The 18,033-nt window shown below is 70.1% G+C and carries 17 protein-coding genes, 3 tRNA genes and 1 pseudogene; 16 read left to right on the top strand and 5 right to left on the bottom strand.

The window, feature by feature from the left end; all coding sequences use genetic code 11:
- Positions 1–516: 516 nt before the first annotated feature.
- Complete coding sequence (locus AB0C12_RS12520) at positions 517–1,371, bottom strand: Rieske (2Fe-2S) protein (protein ID WP_360547020.1); 855 nt, start codon at positions 1,369–1,371, stop codon at positions 517–519.
- Positions 1,372–1,465: 94 nt separating this feature from the next.
- Between AB0C12_RS12520 and AB0C12_RS12515 the strand changes: the two genes are divergently transcribed.
- Complete coding sequence (locus AB0C12_RS12515) at positions 1,466–2,323, top strand: MEDS domain-containing protein (protein WP_360547018.1); 858 nt, start codon at positions 1,466–1,468, stop codon at positions 2,321–2,323.
- The gene (locus tag AB0C12_RS12510) at positions 2,310–2,738 is read left to right on the top strand and encodes an ATP-binding protein (RefSeq protein ID WP_360547016.1); all 429 of its coding nucleotides are present in this window, start codon (positions 2,310–2,312) and stop codon (positions 2,736–2,738) included. The genes AB0C12_RS12515 and AB0C12_RS12510 overlap by 14 nt, the downstream gene beginning before the upstream one ends.
- On the opposite strand, the gene AB0C12_RS12505 is transcribed toward AB0C12_RS12510, so the two are convergent.
- Positions 2,735–4,096, bottom strand: coding sequence for an NAD(P)/FAD-dependent oxidoreductase (locus tag AB0C12_RS12505; protein WP_360547014.1), 1,362 nt, complete (start codon positions 4,094–4,096; stop codon positions 2,735–2,737). The genes AB0C12_RS12510 and AB0C12_RS12505 overlap by 4 nt on opposite strands.
- 38 nt (positions 4,097–4,134) lie before the next feature.
- Here AB0C12_RS12505 and AB0C12_RS12500 point away from each other — a divergent pair, with 38 nt between their 5' ends.
- Both AB0C12_RS12500 and AB0C12_RS12495 read left to right on the top strand, forming a co-directional pair.
- Positions 4,135–5,226, top strand: a complete 1,092-nt coding sequence (locus AB0C12_RS12500) for a serine hydrolase domain-containing protein (protein ID WP_360547012.1) — start codon at positions 4,135–4,137, stop codon at positions 5,224–5,226.
- A gap of 90 nt (positions 5,227–5,316) precedes the next feature.
- Positions 5,317–6,150 (top strand): hypothetical protein, encoded by an 834-nt coding sequence (locus AB0C12_RS12495; RefSeq protein ID WP_360547010.1) that lies wholly within the window; start codon positions 5,317–5,319, stop codon positions 6,148–6,150.
- Positions 6,151–6,301: 151 nt separating this feature from the next.
- Here AB0C12_RS12495 and AB0C12_RS12490 read toward each other — a convergent pair whose 3' ends face one another.
- Positions 6,302–7,636 carry a deoxyribodipyrimidine photo-lyase gene (locus AB0C12_RS12490; protein WP_360547008.1) on the bottom strand — a complete coding sequence of 445 codons (1,335 nt, stop codon included), beginning with the start codon at positions 7,634–7,636 and terminating at the stop codon, positions 6,302–6,304.
- A 36-nt stretch (positions 7,637–7,672) separates the two neighbouring features.
- Positions 7,673–8,578 carry a phytoene/squalene synthase family protein gene (locus AB0C12_RS12485; RefSeq protein WP_360547006.1) on the bottom strand — a complete coding sequence of 302 codons (906 nt, stop codon included), beginning with the start codon at positions 8,576–8,578 and terminating at the stop codon, positions 7,673–7,675.
- 104 nt (positions 8,579–8,682) lie between these two features.
- On the opposite strand from AB0C12_RS12485, the gene AB0C12_RS12480 reads away from it, so the two are divergent.
- From AB0C12_RS12480 to AB0C12_RS12430, 11 genes and pseudogenes are all read left to right on the top strand, one after another.
- A complete protein-coding gene (locus AB0C12_RS12480) occupies positions 8,683–9,801 on the top strand; it encodes a polyprenyl synthetase family protein (protein ID WP_360547152.1) in 1,119 nt (372 codons plus the stop codon).
- A gap of 29 nt (positions 9,802–9,830) precedes the next feature.
- On the top strand, positions 9,831–11,336 hold the full coding sequence (gene crtI / locus AB0C12_RS12475) for a phytoene desaturase family protein (RefSeq protein WP_360547004.1): 1,506 nt from the start codon (positions 9,831–9,833) through the stop codon (positions 11,334–11,336).
- A complete protein-coding gene (idi, locus tag AB0C12_RS12470; protein ID WP_360547002.1) occupies positions 11,333–11,947 on the top strand; it encodes an isopentenyl-diphosphate Delta-isomerase in 615 nt (204 codons plus the stop codon). Before crtI ends, idi begins: the two co-directional genes overlap by 4 nt.
- A pseudogene (locus tag AB0C12_RS12465) lies at positions 11,937–12,164 on the top strand (MerR family transcriptional regulator); the annotation flags it as partial. The gene idi and the pseudogene AB0C12_RS12465, both read left to right, overlap by 11 nt.
- A 624-nt stretch (positions 12,165–12,788) precedes the next feature.
- A complete protein-coding gene (locus AB0C12_RS12460) occupies positions 12,789–13,460 on the top strand; it encodes a B12-binding domain-containing protein (protein ID WP_360547150.1) in 672 nt (223 codons plus the stop codon).
- A 141-nt stretch (positions 13,461–13,601) separates the two neighbouring features.
- A tRNA-Glu gene (locus AB0C12_RS12455) sits at positions 13,602–13,674 on the top strand.
- A 50-nt stretch (positions 13,675–13,724) separates the two neighbouring features.
- Positions 13,725–13,798, top strand: a tRNA-Asp gene (locus tag AB0C12_RS12450).
- A gap of 35 nt (positions 13,799–13,833) precedes the next feature.
- Positions 13,834–13,910, top strand: a tRNA-Phe gene (locus tag AB0C12_RS12445).
- 169 nt (positions 13,911–14,079) lie between these two features.
- A complete protein-coding gene (locus tag AB0C12_RS12440; protein WP_360547000.1) occupies positions 14,080–14,652 on the top strand; it encodes a hypothetical protein in 573 nt (190 codons plus the stop codon).
- 321 nt (positions 14,653–14,973) lie between these two features.
- A complete protein-coding gene (locus tag AB0C12_RS12435) occupies positions 14,974–15,537 on the top strand; it encodes a GrpB family protein (RefSeq protein ID WP_360546998.1) in 564 nt (187 codons plus the stop codon).
- Between the two features lie 124 nt (positions 15,538–15,661).
- On the top strand, positions 15,662–17,044 hold the full coding sequence (locus AB0C12_RS12430) for a hypothetical protein (protein WP_360546995.1): 1,383 nt from the start codon (positions 15,662–15,664) through the stop codon (positions 17,042–17,044).
- 66 nt (positions 17,045–17,110) lie between these two features.
- On the opposite strand, the gene AB0C12_RS12425 is transcribed toward AB0C12_RS12430, so the two are convergent.
- A complete protein-coding gene (locus tag AB0C12_RS12425) occupies positions 17,111–17,539 on the bottom strand; it encodes a nuclear transport factor 2 family protein (RefSeq protein ID WP_360546993.1) in 429 nt (142 codons plus the stop codon).
- Between the two features lie 114 nt (positions 17,540–17,653).
- Between AB0C12_RS12425 and AB0C12_RS12420 the strand changes: the two genes are divergently transcribed.
- Entirely contained in the window at positions 17,654–18,025 is a 372-nt protein-coding gene (locus AB0C12_RS12420; RefSeq protein ID WP_360546991.1) for a YciI family protein, read from the top strand.
- Positions 18,026–18,033: the final 8 nt, after the last annotated feature.

The raw sequence follows: 18,033 nt of genomic DNA, 5'->3' as shown, positions 1-18,033 counted from the left end.
CTGAGCCAGGATCAAACTCTCCAACAAAATCTGTGGAAAATCATCCCAGCAACAATCAAAAACTTGCTGCCAGAAGAACCCCCAACCCCACAAAAAGAGGGCCGAGGCATTACTCATGGCACTGGCTTATCTAGCACCCTGTTGAGTTCTCAAAGAACAACCACACACCGAAAACCCGCCGCCCAACCAGACGACCCGCTCCCGGGGCACTCGTTCAACTTTACTAGGTCTTCCTGGCCCTGTCAACCGGTATCTCCCGGTTCGTGCCGTTCGTCCCTAGCGCACCCTTCGTCCCGGGCTCGGGGCTCCACTGCGCAGGGCAGCGTTGCTACGATCCCGAAGTTCGAAGGATTTGGCAGGACGGCCGGTAGCTGATCTCCCTGACGCTTGGTCAGTTCGTTCTGCTTGCCTCGCCCGTTTCCCTGCCGGCTCGCAAAACATTACCTGCTCGTTTCCCGGGCTCCAAATCGGCCCCCCGTGTCCCACGCCACAACGCGGTGACCTGCGGGAACGCGGTCAGGGCGTGGCCACACTCAGCACACCGTCACGGACGCGGGTACGCAGCGTGGGCTGATCCCCGCCCGCCGGACCGTGCACCACCAAGCCGTCCTTGAGGCGGAACGTGCTTCCGTGCCACGGGCAGACCACACACGCGTTCTCGCCCGTTCCCTCGATCTCGCCTTCGCCGAGCGGCCCGCCCTGGTGGCCGCAGCGCTCCACCATCGCCGTGACCTCATTGCCGAGGCGGTAGAGCAGCACCCGGACGTCGCCGATCGTGCGTACCGTCGGCTTGCCCTCCGGCAGCGCCGCCACCTCGCCGATCTCGGCCCAGTCCTCGGGCAGGCGCAGCACTTCGGAAGAACCGTGGTTCATCTGGGCGCCCTGCTGGTACGAGAGGTGCCCACCCAGGTAAGCCCCGGCGCCGGCGATGCTCAGTCCGGCGTACCCCAGGAACTTGCCCAGCCCCCGCCGGCCGGAGAAGCGCGCCGCGAGTGACCCGGCATAGAGGCCGAGGGCCACCGTGTTGGCCGCGGCATGGATCAGGCCCACCCGGCGCTGGTCCCGCGAGAGGGAGGACCAGTCGACGAGGCCGGCGGCGATCGCGGGAGCGGCGCCGGCCGTGCCCACGGCGATCAGCGTGGTCGCCGCTTTGTCCTGACCCGGCAGGGCATCCATCACCGCGGCGCTCATGAAGGCGCCGACCGGGAGCTGGACGAGGACGGGGTGCAGGGGATGGCCGAGCCAGGTGCCGTGCAGCAGGTCCCGCAGGCGCCTGGGCTTGATCGCACTCTGCACGACGCCCTGGAGGCGATCGCTGACGGCGTCCAGCGCCGAGGCCTGCTCCAGCCGGGAGATCGTCTGCCGCACCATGCCGATGGGGTTACCCAGCGGCGTCCGGCCAAACCTTGCTTGGGCCCTTCAGTCATCGGGTACGTTTCCAGCCCCGGGCTCCTGAGGAGGACGCATGGTCGCCACGACACCGGTGGATCGGCTCAGCCCAGGCGACCACGCCTGCCTGACTTTCACCGATCCCGAGGAGCGGCTGGACATCCTGGCCGCCTTCGTGGCCGCCGGGCAGTCGCGCGGCGAGCGGGTCATCTGCTTCACGGACGCCGCCGATGTCGACGGGCTCCGCGCTGAGCTGCTGGAACGCGGCCTCGACGGCGGGCAGGAGCTCACCGTGGCCGAGAGCGACCGGCTGTGGGGCGGGGGCACGGGGCCGGACGCCGCCACCATGGTCGAGCTCCTTGCCCGCGAGCTCGCCCAGGCCGACCGGGACGGCCGGACGGGACTGCGGATCACCGCGGACATGTGCTGGGCCGCCCGGCCGCAGGCGAACGCCGAGCAGCTGCTGGTCTTCGAGTCCGAGGTGGGACGGCTCTTCGCCGCGGGGCGACTGACCACCATCTGCGAGTACAACCGGGACAGCTTCGACCCGGTCACCCTCGCCTACGCCGCCCGGGTGCATCCGCGGACAGTGGCGGCGACCGTCTACCACGAGGACCCGGTGCTGCGGATCTGCCGGCAGCACGTGCCGCCGGGCGTACGGGTGGCGGGCGAGCTCGACTATGCCCGGGCCGACGTGCTGAGCGACGCGCTCGCCGAGGCCGTCCGCCTGGACCACGACGTCCACCTCAACCTGAACCACCTGCGCTTCATCGACGCCGGCGCAGCGGCCGTGATCCTGCGGACCGCGGCCAACCTGCCGGAACCGCGCCGGATGATCGTGGTGTGTGCGGAGCCGATCGAACGGACGTTGACTGTGGCGGGCGCGGCTGACGTGCCTGCGCTGCGGATGCTGGTGCGCGATGGCGAACGCTGAGCAGAGCGGCACCACCCCCGCACCACCGCGAGTGAGTTCCGAGGTGCTGCTCGAGCAGGGCTTCGATGAAGCCAGCCTGTACAGCGTCCGGGCCGCGGTCGCCGCCCATGTCTGCACGGTGGCGGATGCCCGAACCGTCGACACGATGGTGCTGATCGCCCACGAGCTGGCCAGCAACTCCGTCCGGCACGGCGGTGGCACCGGCCGGCTGCGGCTGTGGCTGGCCGACGGCTTTTTGCACTGCGAGGTCAGCGACGCCGGCACGGGCCTGGACGATCCGGCCCATGCCGGCCACACCCTGCCGGCGCCTTCGTTGCCCGGCGGCCGCGGACTGTGGATCGCCCGGCAGCTCTCCGAGCTGTTCATCGTCAGCTCTCCGGCCGGCAGCACAATCACGGCGACCGTCCCGCTCTAGAGGGAATGCAGGGCGTCACCGATCGCCCGATGGAATGTCGGGTAGGCCCAGATCGTGGCCTGCAGCGTGGCCACCGGCACCTCGGCCTTCACCGCCACGGTCAATGCTCCGAGAACCTCGCCGCCCGAAGGGCCGGCCGAGGTGGCGCCGACCAGCACGCCGCGGGACCGGTCGACGATGACCTTGATGAACCCTTCGTTGCCCGGGCCGTGCACGAAGCCGCGGGAGGACGACGGCAGGCTCGAGTAGCCCACCTGGACGTCGAGGCCGGCGTCGCGGGCCTGCTGCTCGGTCAGGCCGACGGCGCCGATCTCGGGATCGGTGAAGGTGACGCGGGGCTTGGCGTGGTAATCCGCGCCCGGGCCGCCCTGGCCGAGAATGTCTCGGACGGCGACGTCGGCCTCGTACATCGCCATGTGGGTGAAGGCGCCGTTGCCCGTCACGTCGCCGACGGCCCAGACCCCCTCGGCGGCGCGCATCCGGTCGTCGGTGGTCAGGAAGCGGGCTGACGGGTCGAGTCCGACGGTTTCGAGGCCCAGGCCACCGAGGCGGGCGGCGCGGCCGGTGGCGACGAGCAGCCGTTCGCCGGTGACCGTGGAGCCGTCGGACAGCTCGACCGAGAAGCCGTCGGCGGCGTGGGTGACGTGCTTTGCGCGTACCCCGGTCCGGGTTTTGATGCCGTCGGCCGCCAAGGCCGCGGCCGCGGTCTCGGACGACTCGGGCTCCTCCATCGCGAGCAGTCGATCGCTGCCCTCGATGACCGTGACCTGCACGCCGAAGCGGGCCATGACCTGGGAGAGCTCGAGGCCGATGGCGCCGCCGCCGAGAACCAGCAGCGTGTCCGGCAGGGTCTCGGCCTCGACGGCCTCGCGGTTGGTCCAGTACGGCGTGCCGGCGAGCCCTTCGATCGGCGGGATCACCGCCGTAGTCCCGGTGGCGACGACGATGCCGCGGCTCGCCACCCATTCCTGATCGTCGACCCGCACCCGGCCCGGTCCGGTGATGGTCGCCCGGCCGCGCACGAAGTGGCCGCCCTTGCCGGTGAAGCGGTCGACGGCGACCTTGTCGTCCCAGGTGTCGGTGGCCTGCTCACGGATCCGGCGGGCGACCGGCGCCCAGTCGGGCGTGACCTGGGACGTGCCCGCCAGGCCGGGGATGCGGCGGGCCTCGGCGAGGGCATTGCCGGCGCGGATCATCATCTTGGTCGGGATGCAGCCCCAATAGGGGCATTCGCCACCGACCAGGGTGTGCTCGACGCCGATGACCGTCAGGCCGGCCTGCGCGAGCCGGCCGGCGACCTCCTCGCCGCCGACCCCCAGGCCGACGACCACCACATCTGCTTGCTGTGCTTCGCCCATGGGACCAGCTTTCCACCATCCGCGGGTACTGTGCGCCCATGTCAGCGGACCGTAATATCGACGGCTTCGTGGCGCCCGGATACGAACCGGTCCGGGACGCTTTCGGAGCCGAGCCGCGCGGCGGATCGGCCCTCGCGGTGCGACGGCACGGCGAACTGGTGGTCGATCTGCGCGAGGGCTGGGCCGACACCGCGCGGACCCGGCCGTGGACGGCAGAGACCCTGGTCAACGTCTATTCGGTGGGCAAGCCGGTGATCGCGCTGGCGGTGCTGCTGCTGGTAGATCGCGGCCTGGTCGGCCTGGACGATCCGATCGGGCGGCACTGGCCGCGGTTCTCGACCGATGCTTCGGTACGGCAGCTGCTGACACACACGGCCGGCCTCCCGTTCTTCCCCGTGCCACGGGAAGCGTCCGCGTGGAGCGACTGGGATCTGCTCTGCGCCGACCTGGCCGCCGCGCGCCCCGAGTGGCCGCCGGGCACGGTGGCTGCCGAACACGCCCTGACCTACGGCCATCTGCTGGGCGAACTCGTCCACCGCGTCGACGGCCGGCCGCCGGCGCGCTTCGTCGCCGAGGAGATCGCCCGGCCGTGGCAGCTCGACTTCGGGTTCGGCACCGCGGAGACGGACCGGTGCGCCGAGCTCGAGTTCGACCAGCCGGACCGGCAGCACCTGCTGGCCGGCGAGCCGGGCACGGTGCGCGCTCGGGCCATCGCGAACCCGCCCGGCTCCCGGGACCTCGCCGTCCTCAACAGTGACCTGTGGCGCCGGTCCGTCATCCCGGCGGTGAACCTGCACGCCACGGCCGACTCGCTGGCCCGCTTCTACGCCGGATTGCTGGCCGGTGGCGTGCTGGACGGGCACCGGCTGCTCAGCGCGGCGCTCGTCGCCGACCTCGTCTCGGCGCACTTCACCGGTCCGGATCTGTTCATCGAACAGTCCACGACCTGGGGCCTCGGCGTGCAGCTCGAACCGGACGGAACCTGGGGCATGGGTGGCCTGGGCGGCAACGCGGCCTGGGCGGACCCGGCCGCCGGGCACGCGATCGCCTACGTCACCCGCCGGATCGGCGACTTCGACCGGGTCGGGGCGATCGACACGGCGATTTCCTCGTTGCGACTTCTCACCTGACCGCCGCCGCCGCCGATTCTGTTCCCTCGCGGAAGCGGAATCACCACGGCGAAGGGGGCGGTCATGAGGGGGCGATGGCAGGCAGGGCTGGTGTCTGCCATCCTCATGGCCGCCGCCACGGCGTTGCCCGGGGCTTCGTCGGCGGGCAGTGCGGGTCTCACCGCGGTGCCGGTGAACACCCGAGCCATGTGGCTGTGGGGCGACGATCCGGCCGCTGACGTGATCAGCTGGGCCGGCGAGCACAACATCTCCGAGGTCTTCGTCCACGTTGCACCGTCGGTCCTCACCGACGGCGGCCTGGCCCGGCTGCAGGAGCTCAAGGAAATGGCCGTCGCCCGGCGGATCAAGCTGCGGGCACTCGGCGGCGACCCGGACTGGGTCACCAACCACGCCGCGGCGCTGGCCTGGCAGCGGACCGTCGTGTCGACCGGCCTTTTCGACGGCATCCACCTCGATGTCGAGCCGTACCTGGTCGAGGGCTGGACCACCGACCTGCCGGGGACCGAGGCGGCCTACCTCAAGCTGCTGGACCGGATGCGGGCCGCGAGCACGCTGTCGCTGGAGGCCGACGTGCCGTTCTGGTTCGGGCAGTACAAGCTCGGCCGCAAGAACCTGGCCGACGAGGTGCTGCGCCGGGTCAACGGGGTGACGGTGATGAGCTACCGCGACACCGCGACCGGCCCGAACTCCATCGTGGCGGTCAGCCTGGACTGGCTGGCGCGCGGCAAGGCGGCGGGCAAGCGGGTGCGGCTGGCGGCGGAGACCGGGCCACTGGCGGACTGCCTGCACTGCACCTTCCACGAGGAAGGCGCAGCCGCGCTGAAGCTGGAGCTGGCCAAGGTTGATGAGGCGACCCGGCAGACAGCGGCCTTCGGAGGCATCGCCGTGCACCACTACGGCGCCTGGCACAGGCTGCCGGCCTGAGGTTTCCGCCCGGCCGTGAGGTTTCCGGGCCGGCCGGGTGGGCAGTTTGTCGCGGGTCCTGCCGGCCTTCAACGGACGAACGCAACGGGTCGGCAGGACCCGCTTCCACATCCCGTCCGGCGAACCGGACAGGAAACTCATCGGCACCCCGTCATGGCCGCAGCCACACCGCCTCGTCGCGGTGCGACTCGAGCGGGCCCGGATAGTCGAGACCTGAGCGAACCGTATCCGGTAGTCGCCAAGGCTGGTGTACTGCTCGGCCAGGGATGGAAATCAACTCCGGTACGTAGCGCCGAACGTACACGCCGTCAGGGTCGAACCGCTCTGCCTGCCGGATGGGGTTGAAGCGCCGGTACGGCTTGGTGTCGTTCCCGGTGCCGGCCACCCACTGCCAATTACCCGAATTGTTGGCGACATCACCATCGTTCAGCCAGCGGAAGAACCACCGCACGCCGTCGCGCCAATCGAGCCCCAGGTGCTTGGTCAGGAACGAAGCGGTGATCAGGCGGGCCCGGTTGTGCATCCAGCCCTCGGCCCGCAATTGGCGCATGCCCGCATCGACCACGGGCACCCCGGTCGTCCCCTCCTGCCAGTGCAGCAGCGCCTCCGGATCGTCACGCCACTCACCGTCGCCCGACTTGCGGTAGGCCTGCGTCGAAATGGCCGGGAACCCCGCGGTGACCTGGTAGTAGAAGTCGCGCCAGCCGAGCTGGCGGACAAAGGCGTCGGGGCCCGGGCCGTCCAGCGCCCGCGCTGCGTTCGCCACGGTCAACGGCGAGACACAGCCAAACCGGAGGTACGCGCTGAGCCGCGAAGTGCCGTCGGCGGGCATGTCATTGTGCAGATCGTCGTAGGGCCCGACGTGCTTGAGCCACGTCTTCAGTCGACGCCGGCCCTCCGTCTCGCCACCCGTGGCGGCCGCGGGCGACTCCCCCGCCGGCGGCTCGGGAAGCTCGCCGGCGCTCAGCTCCGGTGGCAGCACAACGCGCGCGGGCGTCGCCACCTCGTCGCGCCACTTGGCTGCCGACCAGGCCCGGTAGTACGGGGAGAAGACCCGGTAATGCTCGCCGCCACCACCCGGCCGCACGTCACCCGGCGGCACGACGGTGGTGCCGGGGAACAGGCGCAGCGAGATGCGGTGCTGCTCGCACTCCTGCTCGAGCCGCTGCTCCCGGCGCCGGGCGTAGCCGCTGACGTCGGTGCTCAGCGCGATGCCCTCGGCGCCGACCTCGGTCGCCACCTTGATCACCTCGGCGACCGGATCACCCGTGCGGATGACGAGATCGCCACCCAGGCCGCGGAGTGTCTCGCGGAGGTCGGCGAGGCTCTGGTGCAGGAAAAGGGCGCGGTTCGGCGAGAGGCGTTGCAGGTTGGGGTCGAGGACGAACAGGGGAACGACCTGCTCGGCGTTGGCGCAGGCGGCGGCGAGCGCCGGGTTGTCGTGCACCCGCAGGTCACGGGTGAACAGGACGACGGCCGTTCGCATGGCAGCTCCGCTTCTCAGTTCCGTGATCGCTGGGGCTCAGCTTCGGGCGAAGGCTGTCGTGGGGGTGCCCGGCCTGGTCAGCAGGGATCTGGCCACCACGGCGGCACGGCGTTGGTTGGGCACTGTCGCGCGCCGGGTGAAGACGTCGTAGTCCTCGGCCGCGACCTCGTCGAGGATGCCGCCGTACAGCTCATAGGCCGTGCGCATGCAGGCCTGGGACCCGGGCAGCAGCAGCGGGATGCCGGGAGCCGCGGCCGCGTAGTGCTCATCGGCGCGGGCGACCTCGGCGCGGATCAGCGCCTTGATCTGTGGGGTGGACCGGCCCGCGGCCTGCGCGGCGAAGAGGTCGGCGCGGGTCACCCCGAACTCGGCGAGATGCTCGTCGGGCAGATAGGTGCGGCCGCGGTCCAGGTCCTCCGACACGTCGCGGATGAAGTTGGTGAGCTGGAAGGCGAGGCCCAGCTGGCGGGCCGGCTCACGGGCGGCGGCCGGGTCGCTGGAGCCGAGGATCGGCAACATCATCGTGCCGATGACCGCGGCCGAACCCTCCATGTAGTCGAGCAGGTCGTCATAGGTCGCGTACGACGTGACGGTGAGGTCCATCGCCATGCTGCGGAGGAACGCCGCGAAGTCGGCGCGGTCCAGGTCGAACACGGCGATGGTGTGCAGGACCGCCGGGAGCAGCGGATCGTCGGTGGGCGCCCCGGCCAGACCCGCGAGAAACTCGTCGGACCAGGCGGTGAGGCGGGCGGCGCGCTCGGCCGGCGGCAGATCCTCGGTGCGATCGACGATTTCGTCCGCATACCGGGTGAAACCGTACAGAGCGTGAACGTGGCGTCGCTTCCACTTCGGCAGCAACCGGGTCGCCAGGTAGTAGGTGCGTCCATGGCGTTTGTGCAGCTCACGGCACCGCTCGTAGGCCGCCGCCAGATCGACCTCCACGGGCCCTCCCAAATAAATCGACGCATGAATCGACGCAACTCGCAGCCTACGGTAATGTCGCCTCCGTGGCCAACGACATCCTCGAGGGAAACCCCCGTACCGGGATACCTCGCCAGACCGTCCAAGCGGACGGGCTGACGACGGCTGTCGAGGGCACTCTTTCCGAGTTCCTGAGCGGCCAGACCGCCGCGCTGGAGGACGTCGACCCGGCGCTCGGCCGCTTCGCCCGCACGACACGGGATCTCGTGCTGACCGGCGGCAAGAGACTGCGCCCGACGTTCGCCTACTGGGGGTGGCGCGGTGTGGTGGCCGCGCGCGAGCCCGTCGAGCCGGTGCTGCCGGCGCTCGCGGCGCTCGAGCTGATGCACACCTTCGCGCTCGTCCACGACGACGTGATGGACGACTCGGCCACCCGGCGCGGCGGCCCCACCGCCCACCGCATCTTCGCCGCGCAGCACAGCAACGCGGGCCGGCTCGGCGACCCCGACCATTTCGGCACCACCTCGGCGATCCTCGTCGGTGACCTGTGCCTGGTCTGGGCCGACCAGTTGCTGGCCCGGGCCGCCGTGTCCACCGCCACGCTGTTCGCCGTCCGCGCCTGCTACGACCGCATGCGCATCGAGGCGGTGGCGGGGCAGTATCTCGACGTCCTCGGCGAGACCGAGCCCGCCGCCTGGTCCGTCGACCGCGCGCTGCTGGTGGCCCGCCACAAGACGGCGAGCTACACGGTGCAGCGCCCGCTGCAGTTCGGTCTGGCGCTGGCGGGTCCTGCCGACGCCGATGCGGCGGCCGTCGACGAGGCCTACAACCGCTACGGCATAGCGGTCGGCGAGGCGTTCCAGCTGCGAGACGACCTGCTCGGGGTCTACGGCGACCCCGTGGTCACCGGCAAGCCGGCCGGCGACGACCTGATCACCGGCAAGCCCACGACATTGCTCATGCTCGCCCACCAGCTCGCGTCGCCCGCCCAGCGGGCCGAGCTGACCCCGGACCCCGCCGGAGCCGTCATCCCCGCCGACGGCTCCGGCGGGCTCAACTCCCCCGCGGCGATCGCCCGCCGCGCCGAGGTCATCGCCGAGACCGGCGCCGTCGCGCAGGTCGAAGCCCTGATCCAGCAGCGGGTGGCGGAAGGCATCGAGGCGCTGGCCGGCGCACCGATCCACGACGACGCCCGTGCGGCGTTGACCAACCTGGCGGCTTCCGCGAGCCACCGCCGGGCATGATGGACTTTTGACCCCCTGGAGCTGTTGACGTGCGAAAAGTGACGGGAACGACGGACCGGGTAGTCGTGGTGGGCGCGGGACTCGGCGGGCTCGCCTGCGCGCTGCACCTCGCAGCGGCCGGACGGCAGGTGACCGTCGTCGAGCGCGAAGCGGTGCCGGGCGGGAGGGCAGGCCGGCTCTCGGTCGACGGGTACGACTTCGACACCGGCCCGACCGTGCTGACGATGCCGGAGCTGATCGCCGAGCCGCTCGCCGCCGTCGGGGAGCGACTCTCCGACTGGCTCGAGCTGACCCCGCTGAGCCCGGCATACCGCGCGTTCTACCCGGACGGCTCCACCCTGGACGTCAAGACCGACACCGTCCAGATGGCCGCCGAGATCTCCCGGGTCTGCGGTCCCCGCGAGGCCGACGGTTATCTGCGCTTCGTCGACTTCGCCCGCGACCTGTGGCGCCTGGAGCGCAACAACTTCATCGACCGCAACCTGGACACCCCGCTCGACCTGATGAACATGAGCCTGCTCAAGCTGCTCGGCATGGGCGGCTTCCGGCGGCTCCAGCCGAAGATCAACCAGTACTTCCGCGACCCCCGGACGCAGCGCATCTTCTCGTTCCAGGCCATGTATGCCGGCCTGGCCCCGCACGACGCGCTCGCCATCTACGCCGTCATCGCCTACCTCGACTCGGTCGCCGGGGTCTTCTTCCCGCGGGGTGGCATGCACGCGGTGCCCAAGGCGATGGCCGGCGCGGCCGAGAAGCACGGCGTTCAATTCCGGTACGAGACGACGGTGACGCGCGTCGAGACCGCCAACGGCCGGGCCACCGGGGTCATCACCGACAGCGGCGAACGCATCCCGGCCGACGTCGTGGTGCTCAACCCTGACCTGCCCGTGGCGTATCGCGATCTGCTGCCCGAGTCGCGCCGCCCGCGCAAGCTGACGTATTCGCCGTCCTGTGTCGTGCTGCACATCGGGTCGAGCCAGAGCTACTCGAAGATCGCCCACCACAACATCCACTTCGGTACGGCCTGGAAGGGCACGTTCGACGAGGTCATCCACCAGGGCCTGCTGATGAGCGACCCGTCGCTGCTGGTCACCAACCCGAGTCACAGCGACCCGAGCGTGGCCCCACCCGGCCGGCAGACCTACTACGTTCTGGCCCCGACGCCGAACCTCGACGTCGCGCCGCTGGACTGGCAGGGCGGCCTCGGCCGGCGCTACGCCGACGAGATCGCGGGCGTGCTGGAGCAGCGCGGCTACGTGGGCTTCCGCGACAGCATCGAGGTGGAACGCATCATCACCCCGGACGACTGGGCCGCCCAGGGCATGGCCGCCGGCACCCCGTTCGCGTCTTCGCACACCTTCGCGCAGACCGGTCCGTTCCGCCCGAGTAACCTCCACCCGACTCTGCCCAACGTCGTCTTCACCGGCTCCGGCACGCAGCCCGGCGTCGGCGTACCAATGGTCTTGATCTCCGGCAAACTGGCCGCCTCCCGGATCACCGGAACGGCGGCGGACCTCGTGGGGAGGGCCCTGTGACCGCGTCCCGCGAGACGCACCTCGTCGAGCTCGTCGACACCGATGGGGTGCCGGCCGGCGCCGCCACGGTGAGCGACGCGCACCGTGCCCCTGGCCGGCTGCACCGGGCTTTCTCGGTGTTCCTGCGCGACCCGGCAGGCCGGGTGCTGCTGCAGCAGCGCGCTGCGGTCAAGACCCGCTTCCCGTTGCGCTGGGCCAACACTTGCTGCGGTCATCCCCTGCCCGGGGAGACACCCGCGACAGCTGCCGCCCGTCGTCTCGTCGAGGAGATCGGCGTTGAGGACGTGACGCTGACCGAGGTCGGCGTGTACTCGTACTACGCCGAGGATCCGACCACCGGGCTGGTCGAATATGAGTACGACCACGTGCTGCTGGGCGATGTGCCGGCGGACGCCCGGCTGCTCGTCGACCCGGACGAGGTCGCGGATGTGCGCTGGACGTCCGTCGAGGAGCTGAACGAAGGCCTGCGCGAGGATCTGCGGTCGTACGCGCCGTGGCTTCCGGGGGTCACTGAGCGACTCATCCGCCACTTGGCCCTCGGGCCTCAGGTCGACCCGGCGGGCGTACCGCGGCCGACCGACGATGCACCGGAGCGGTCGGGTGGCCGATGAGGCCCTGACGGCCGGGGCGGTTGCCCGCCGTCTGGGCGTCGCCGTGACCACCTTGCGCACTTGGCACCAGCGGTACGGGCTGGGGCCGAGCCACCATGTGCCGGGCCAGCACCGGCGCTACACCCCGGAAGACATGGACCGTCTGCAGGTGATGCGCAGGCTCACCGCCCAGGGGGTGGCGCCGGCGGAGGCGGCGGCGTGGGCTCGGCGCATTCCGGTGCCGCTGGACGTTTCCGCGCCGGTCGGGCCGAACGCTCGCCCGGAGGTCCGGGAGCATCAGCCTCGGGAGGGCCCTCTCGACGATTCGTCGTCGGACCGAAGCTCCGAGGCCTCCTCACCACCGGGGCCGACAAGCCAGGACGCCGATCCTCGCTCGACGCGTCCAGAGGCAGCTCAGGGCAGCGACGGGCTTGCTCTTGAAAAGCCGGGCAGGATCGCTCAAAATCCGGGCGCCGAGAGCGCGCCGTCAGATCGGCGAGCCGTCGACTCCGGAGACCTCTTTTCCTCCGCAGGCGAGCAATCCGAATCGCCGTGGCACGGCGCCGCCGTGGAGCGACCCGACCCACTCCCGGCCGCCCAGACAGCCCGAGATGCGATTCAGCCGGTCCACGAGGGCACGTCCGGTGCCGCGGAGAACGGTCCGACCCGATCAACGCATCAGCGGCGCGGCGGAGCACGCCCCGACGCCTGGCCGCCGGATGCTGCTCAACCGGTGCTGGATCAGCACTCCACGAGCGACCGCTTCGACCCGGCTGGAGGAGCCCCGGACGAGGGCGACACCTTCCGGGTCAGGGAGCAGCCGCCGACCGTTGACGCGGTGTGGCCCGAGCAGCTCGGCCAGATGTTCGTCGCCCGGGACGGTGGGGGGCATGCCATCCGTACCGGAAGGGCCGGGCCCCTTGCTCGCGGGCTGGCCCGCGCCGCCATGCGTCTCGACGGTCCGGCCCTGCGCGACATCCTGGAGATGACCGTCACGGACCGTGGCGTGGTCGCGGCCTGGGAAGAAGTGATCATGCCGGTGCTGATCGGCGTCGGCGAGCGCTACGCGGCCACCAAACGCTTCATCGAGGTCGAGCACATCCTGTCCCGGGTGGTCACCGAAGTGCTCGGTTCCGTCACACGCCCGCCGAGCAGTCAGATTCCCCGCGTTCTGCTGGCTGCCGCCGACGAGGAGCAGCACACGCTGCCCCTGGAGGCGCTCGCTGCCGCGCTGGCACAGGCGGGGGTGTCCAGCAGGCTGCTGGGCGCTCGTGTGCCCGCACAGGCCGTCGCGGACGCCGTCGCCCGGACCGGGCCGGACGTTCTGGTGCTGTGGTCACAGTTGGCGGGCAGCGCCGACCCCGAGCAATGGCACCTGGTGTTGGCCGGCCGGCATCGGCCGCTGCTCGCCGCGGCGGCCGGACCGGGTTGGCTACCGGAGCAACTGCCCGCGGGAGTCACTCTTCTCGGCAATCTCACCGAGGCGGTCCAGCTGGTGTCGGCGGTCGCTCTCCCCACGAGCCGGTCGCATTAGTGCAGGTCAGCGAGGTGCCGGCGGCGCGAGGGATACCGGTTTGGATGAGGGGCGGGGGATCACGTATGCTTTCCAAGCCTCAAGCGGGGCTCGGTTGGGGCCCACGCCGCCGGAGTTGGAATATGCAATGATGGCGGGGTTGCCCTCATCGTCTAGTGGCCCAGGACGCCGCCCTTTCAAGGCGGTAGCACGGGTTCGAATCCCGTTGGGGGTACGAACCGACCTCGGTCGGGGTAAGTGGTAGAAAGTACGCAGCACGAGCAAGGTCCTGTGGAGCAGTTGGAGTGCTCGCCGCCCTGTCAAGGCGGAGGTCGCGGGTTCAAGTCCCGTCAGGACCGCAACAGCCGAGTCCGCGCGCACCACGGCGCGGCAGGGCCAGGTAGCTCAGTTGGTACGAGCGTCCGACTGAAAATCGGAAGGTCGGCGGTTCGACCCCGCCCCTGGCCACCAAGCCTCTCGCCGGGCTTTGAGCACCGCCCACCTGCGGAAACGCATGGTGGGCGTTTTGCTTTCCGGAGCATCTGTCACTTGATCCAGCGCACCGCCGTTGACCGGTAAAGAGCCGTCGATTACCGACCGTTGTCGCACATGTATCGCACGACACGGAGGAGGACTCCGCATGCTGCTGAGCTTCGGCTGGAACGAACTCGACGCGCTCGGTTCGCTTCTAGGGGGCGTCTTCGGTGCTGCAGCGTTCGCCGTAGCGCTGGCCGTGCTCGTCCGAGAGATGGGCAAGCACCGTGCTGATCTAGAGGCGCGCAGGGACGAGCGACATGACGAGGAGCGCCGGCAAGCTCGACTCGTGTACGCGACGCTTGACGGCGACCAGCCAACGGAACCCGTGTCGGAGCTCAAGGACGAGCCATTTGAACCTCGTTCCGAGGTGCACGTGAAGGTCTTCAACCACAGCGACGCGCCCGTGTGGGACATCGAAGTAGAGGTTCCTGGCCGAGAAGGGCGGCCCCTGCTCATCGAGCAGGTTCCGCCGCACGGTGTCGAGGGCAATGGCTGGCTCGATGCGCCCCGGGACTGGTACATCACCCATGTCAGCGCGGGATGCCCGGGGACGCCTTACTGGACGCCGCTCGACGTTACCTTCGTTGACAACGCCGGTCGCCGCTGGCGACGTTCAGGGCGAGCAGAACCCGTACGTCTGCTTGATAGCGAAGATCGCCGCAGCTCTCGTCCGTAGACGCAGACTCCTGCTAGCCGAGCGAGCGGCCCGTACATGGTTCAACCGCCATTCTCATCGCCGCCTGGTGCGGCCTCCGCAGAGACCCACGTCATTCGTCTCCACCGGGAGCCCTCCAAAACCGAACTGAGGCCTCGTGGACCCGTCAATGACGGATCTCGGCGGCTGACTTCAGCGCATGGTGGCGCCAGGTGAGCAGCTTGTAGGGGCACTCCGGCCCTACAGCAGCGCCGGCAGGGTCCCGCTGCCCACGTCGGTCGATCACCTTGAGCAGCCGTTGCACTCGGACTCTCGCGGATTGCGGCTTGCGAGGATGGCCATGTGAACAAGAGCCGTAAGCCGCGCCGCCCCGACGTCACTACGGTCGAGTTCGTGGGGCGCGCCTCACACGCACTCGAGCTGCGCGACCACGACGCTCGGTGGGCCGACATCTATCTCGACCATCGGGGACGGATCCGAGACGCCCTCACGGCAGCGGACATCGAGATCGAACACATCGGTTCCACGTCCGTTCCCGGGCTGGCCGCCAAGCCGATCGTCGACATCGTGGTCGCGGTCGACGACATCACCGCCGAAGAGGACTACCTCCCTGCGCTCCTGGCCGCCGGGTACGAACTGCGGGTCCGCGAGCCGGGGCATCGCCTGGTGCGTACACCAGCACACGACGTCCACGTGCACGTCTTCGAGAAGGGCGATCCTGCCGTGGACGAATACCTCCTCTTTCGCGATCGTCTGCGCTCCGACGCGGACGACCGCACCCTCTACGAGAGCACCAAGAGGACCTTGCTCAGCCGGCGCTGGGACGACATGAACGACTACGCCAAGGCCAAGACCGACGTCATCGTCGCGATCAAAGCCCGGGCAAGGGAAGCTCGCGGACAGTAGTCGTCGGGGCCTCGTCTTCGGAGCAGGACTGCTCCGTAGGTGAGTGAGGACGGACGGACGGGGCAGCGCAGCCATTCCCACTCTCTTTAAGATCCGTGCGCCCACCCCTCACAAAGGATGTTGCATGAACCTGGCTCCCGCCGGGCGGCACCTGGCCCGCCTAGCCCTGACGGCAACCGCCACCGCCGCCGTCACCCTCTCCCTCGGCACCGCCCCTTCCGTGGCCGCGGCCGAAGAGTCCAGCACGAACGCGCGAGTCTGGGCCTTCATCGAGGACATGACCGTCGCCCCCGCCGGCGCCCCGGCCAAGGATTTCCGACTCGAGGTGATCACCAGCGAGGCCGTCAACCCGCGCGTCGTGATCGACGTGAGCGACCTGACCGGCCTCGTCTCCTTCGCCTGGCCGGCCGGCTGCACCACTCAGGGCACGGTCGCCACCTGCCCCGCTCCGCCCGGTTCGGTCGACAACAACGCGCCGCTGTTCATCCCGGTCACCGCGGTGGCCGGTGCCCCGGCCGGTGGGCACGGGACGATCCGGGTCCGGGGCGACGCCGACAACCCCGGCGACGGCAACGACCTCATGAACTCCGACGCGGTCATCACCGTCTCCGGGGACGGGCCCGATCTGGCTGGTCTCGAGAACGGGCTGATCCCGGACGCCAAGGTCGGCGACCGGATCTACGCGCCCATGGCCGTGACCAACTTCGGCAACCGGGCCGTCAAGGGCATCCGGGTCACCGTCGAGTTCAGCAAACCCCTCAACCCCACCCCGTACGCCAACTGCCGGTACGGCCACCGCACCACCTTCCCCGAGCGCGGCACCGTCGCTGTTTGTGATTTCGCGCAGCGGATCGACCCAGGGGCCGTGTTCAAGCTCAGCCGCGGCTTCGGGGCCCTCGTCACCGACGCTGCCGTTGATCACGAGGTCGTCGAGTACACGATCGCGCCGCTGGCCGGAGCCGGCCTGCCGGAGGATGTGGTTCTTTCCGGGCGCGGCGGGTCGCGGCTGCCGCTGGTCACGGTCACCTCGGCGCCGAAGCGGGCCAAGGTCAGCCGGGCCGCCGACGTTGATCACGCCAATGACTACCGGTACTGGGGGTTCGACGTCGACAACCTCTCGGACGTCGCGGCCGTCGGCGCCTCCGCTTCCGGCTCGGTCGGCGAGACCGTGCGGGTCGAGGTCGGCTCGCGCAACGTCGGCGGGGCCATCGACTTCACCCGCACCGGCAGCAGCGCCGGGCGGTTCCGGTTCCAGCTTCCCGGGGGTACGGAGGCCACCGAGGTTCCCGCCGACTGCCGGCTCGACGACGAGGCTCAGGCCGTGACGTACGTGTGCCAGCTGCCGTCGCTGTACTTCGACCGCGGCGCCACGTTCCTGCGCACCTTCGGTCTGCTCGTCACCGGTCCTTCGTACGACGCCGGGGTGGTGTCCGCCGACCTCGACGGGGCGATCGACGAGGACTACACCAATGACCGGGCCGAGGTGAACGTCGCCGTTCTGGGCTGAGGCCGCCATTCCACCGACGCGCGGCCGGCCGGGGCGCTGACCCGGCCGGCCGCCGCGAGTCTCCCGTCAGGGCTGCAGGGAGACGGATGCCCGCAGGCTGCCGTCCATCTCGAACGGGACCGACTCGTGCTCGTGCACGACCAGCCACCTCCCGTCGACCTTCCGCAGGCCCAGGGTGGCCCGGAACCACAGACTGAAGCTCTCCGGCTGCCCGAGAGGCGTCGCGGTCAGCCGGTTCAGGCTGGTGCAGAAAGCCACCGACCCGTCCGCAGTCACCTCCAGGTCGTGGACCTCCATGCTCATCGGGCCCTCGAAGGTCGCCAGCCACTTCTCCACCGGGGCCACGTCGTCACCGGCCGACGGCTGGCGCAGCGGCGGCGCCAGGTTGTACTCGATCAGGTCCGGCGCGTTGTGCGCCACCATCGCCTTCGCGTCCTTGGCGGCCACCGCTGCCGCCCGCTCCCGCACCACCCGGCGGATCTCGGTCGTGTCCATCGTTCACGCCTTTCGAGGAACTCGTTGAGAAGAGCCTTACGCCGAGAGGTAGAAGCAGCTCCGCCGGTTTCGACGTCTCCGGTGAAAGAATTTCCGGGACGTGTGGAGGCTCCGATGAAGTACCTGATCCTGATCCAGTCCAACGAGCGTTCGCTGGCCGTCTGGGAGACGCTCAGCGACGAGCAGCGCATGGAGTTCGGTCGCGGGCACCTGCAGCTCACCGAGGAGATGACCAAGGCCGGTGTCTGCGTCGCCTCGGAGGGCCTCGCCGACCCCTCGCTGGCCCGCTGGGTCTCCGTGCGCGACGGCCGTACCGTCGCCTCGGACGGACCGTTCGCCGAGGTCAAGGAGCACCTGGCCGGGTTCTATCTGATCGACGTCGAGGATTCCGACGAGGCGATCAGCTGGGCGGCCAAGGTGCCCGACGCCGCGTTCACCCAGGTCGAGGTGCGACCGGTGCTCGACATGAGCGGCTGGGAGTTCTGAACCCGCCG

The sequence above is a fragment of the Actinoplanes sp. NPDC048967 genome (assembly GCF_040649415.1).
Taxonomy (GTDB): domain Bacteria; phylum Actinomycetota; class Actinomycetes; order Mycobacteriales; family Micromonosporaceae; genus Actinoplanes.
Note: the sequence above shows the minus strand (reverse complement) of the source record. Positions and strands in the feature narration are given on the sequence as shown.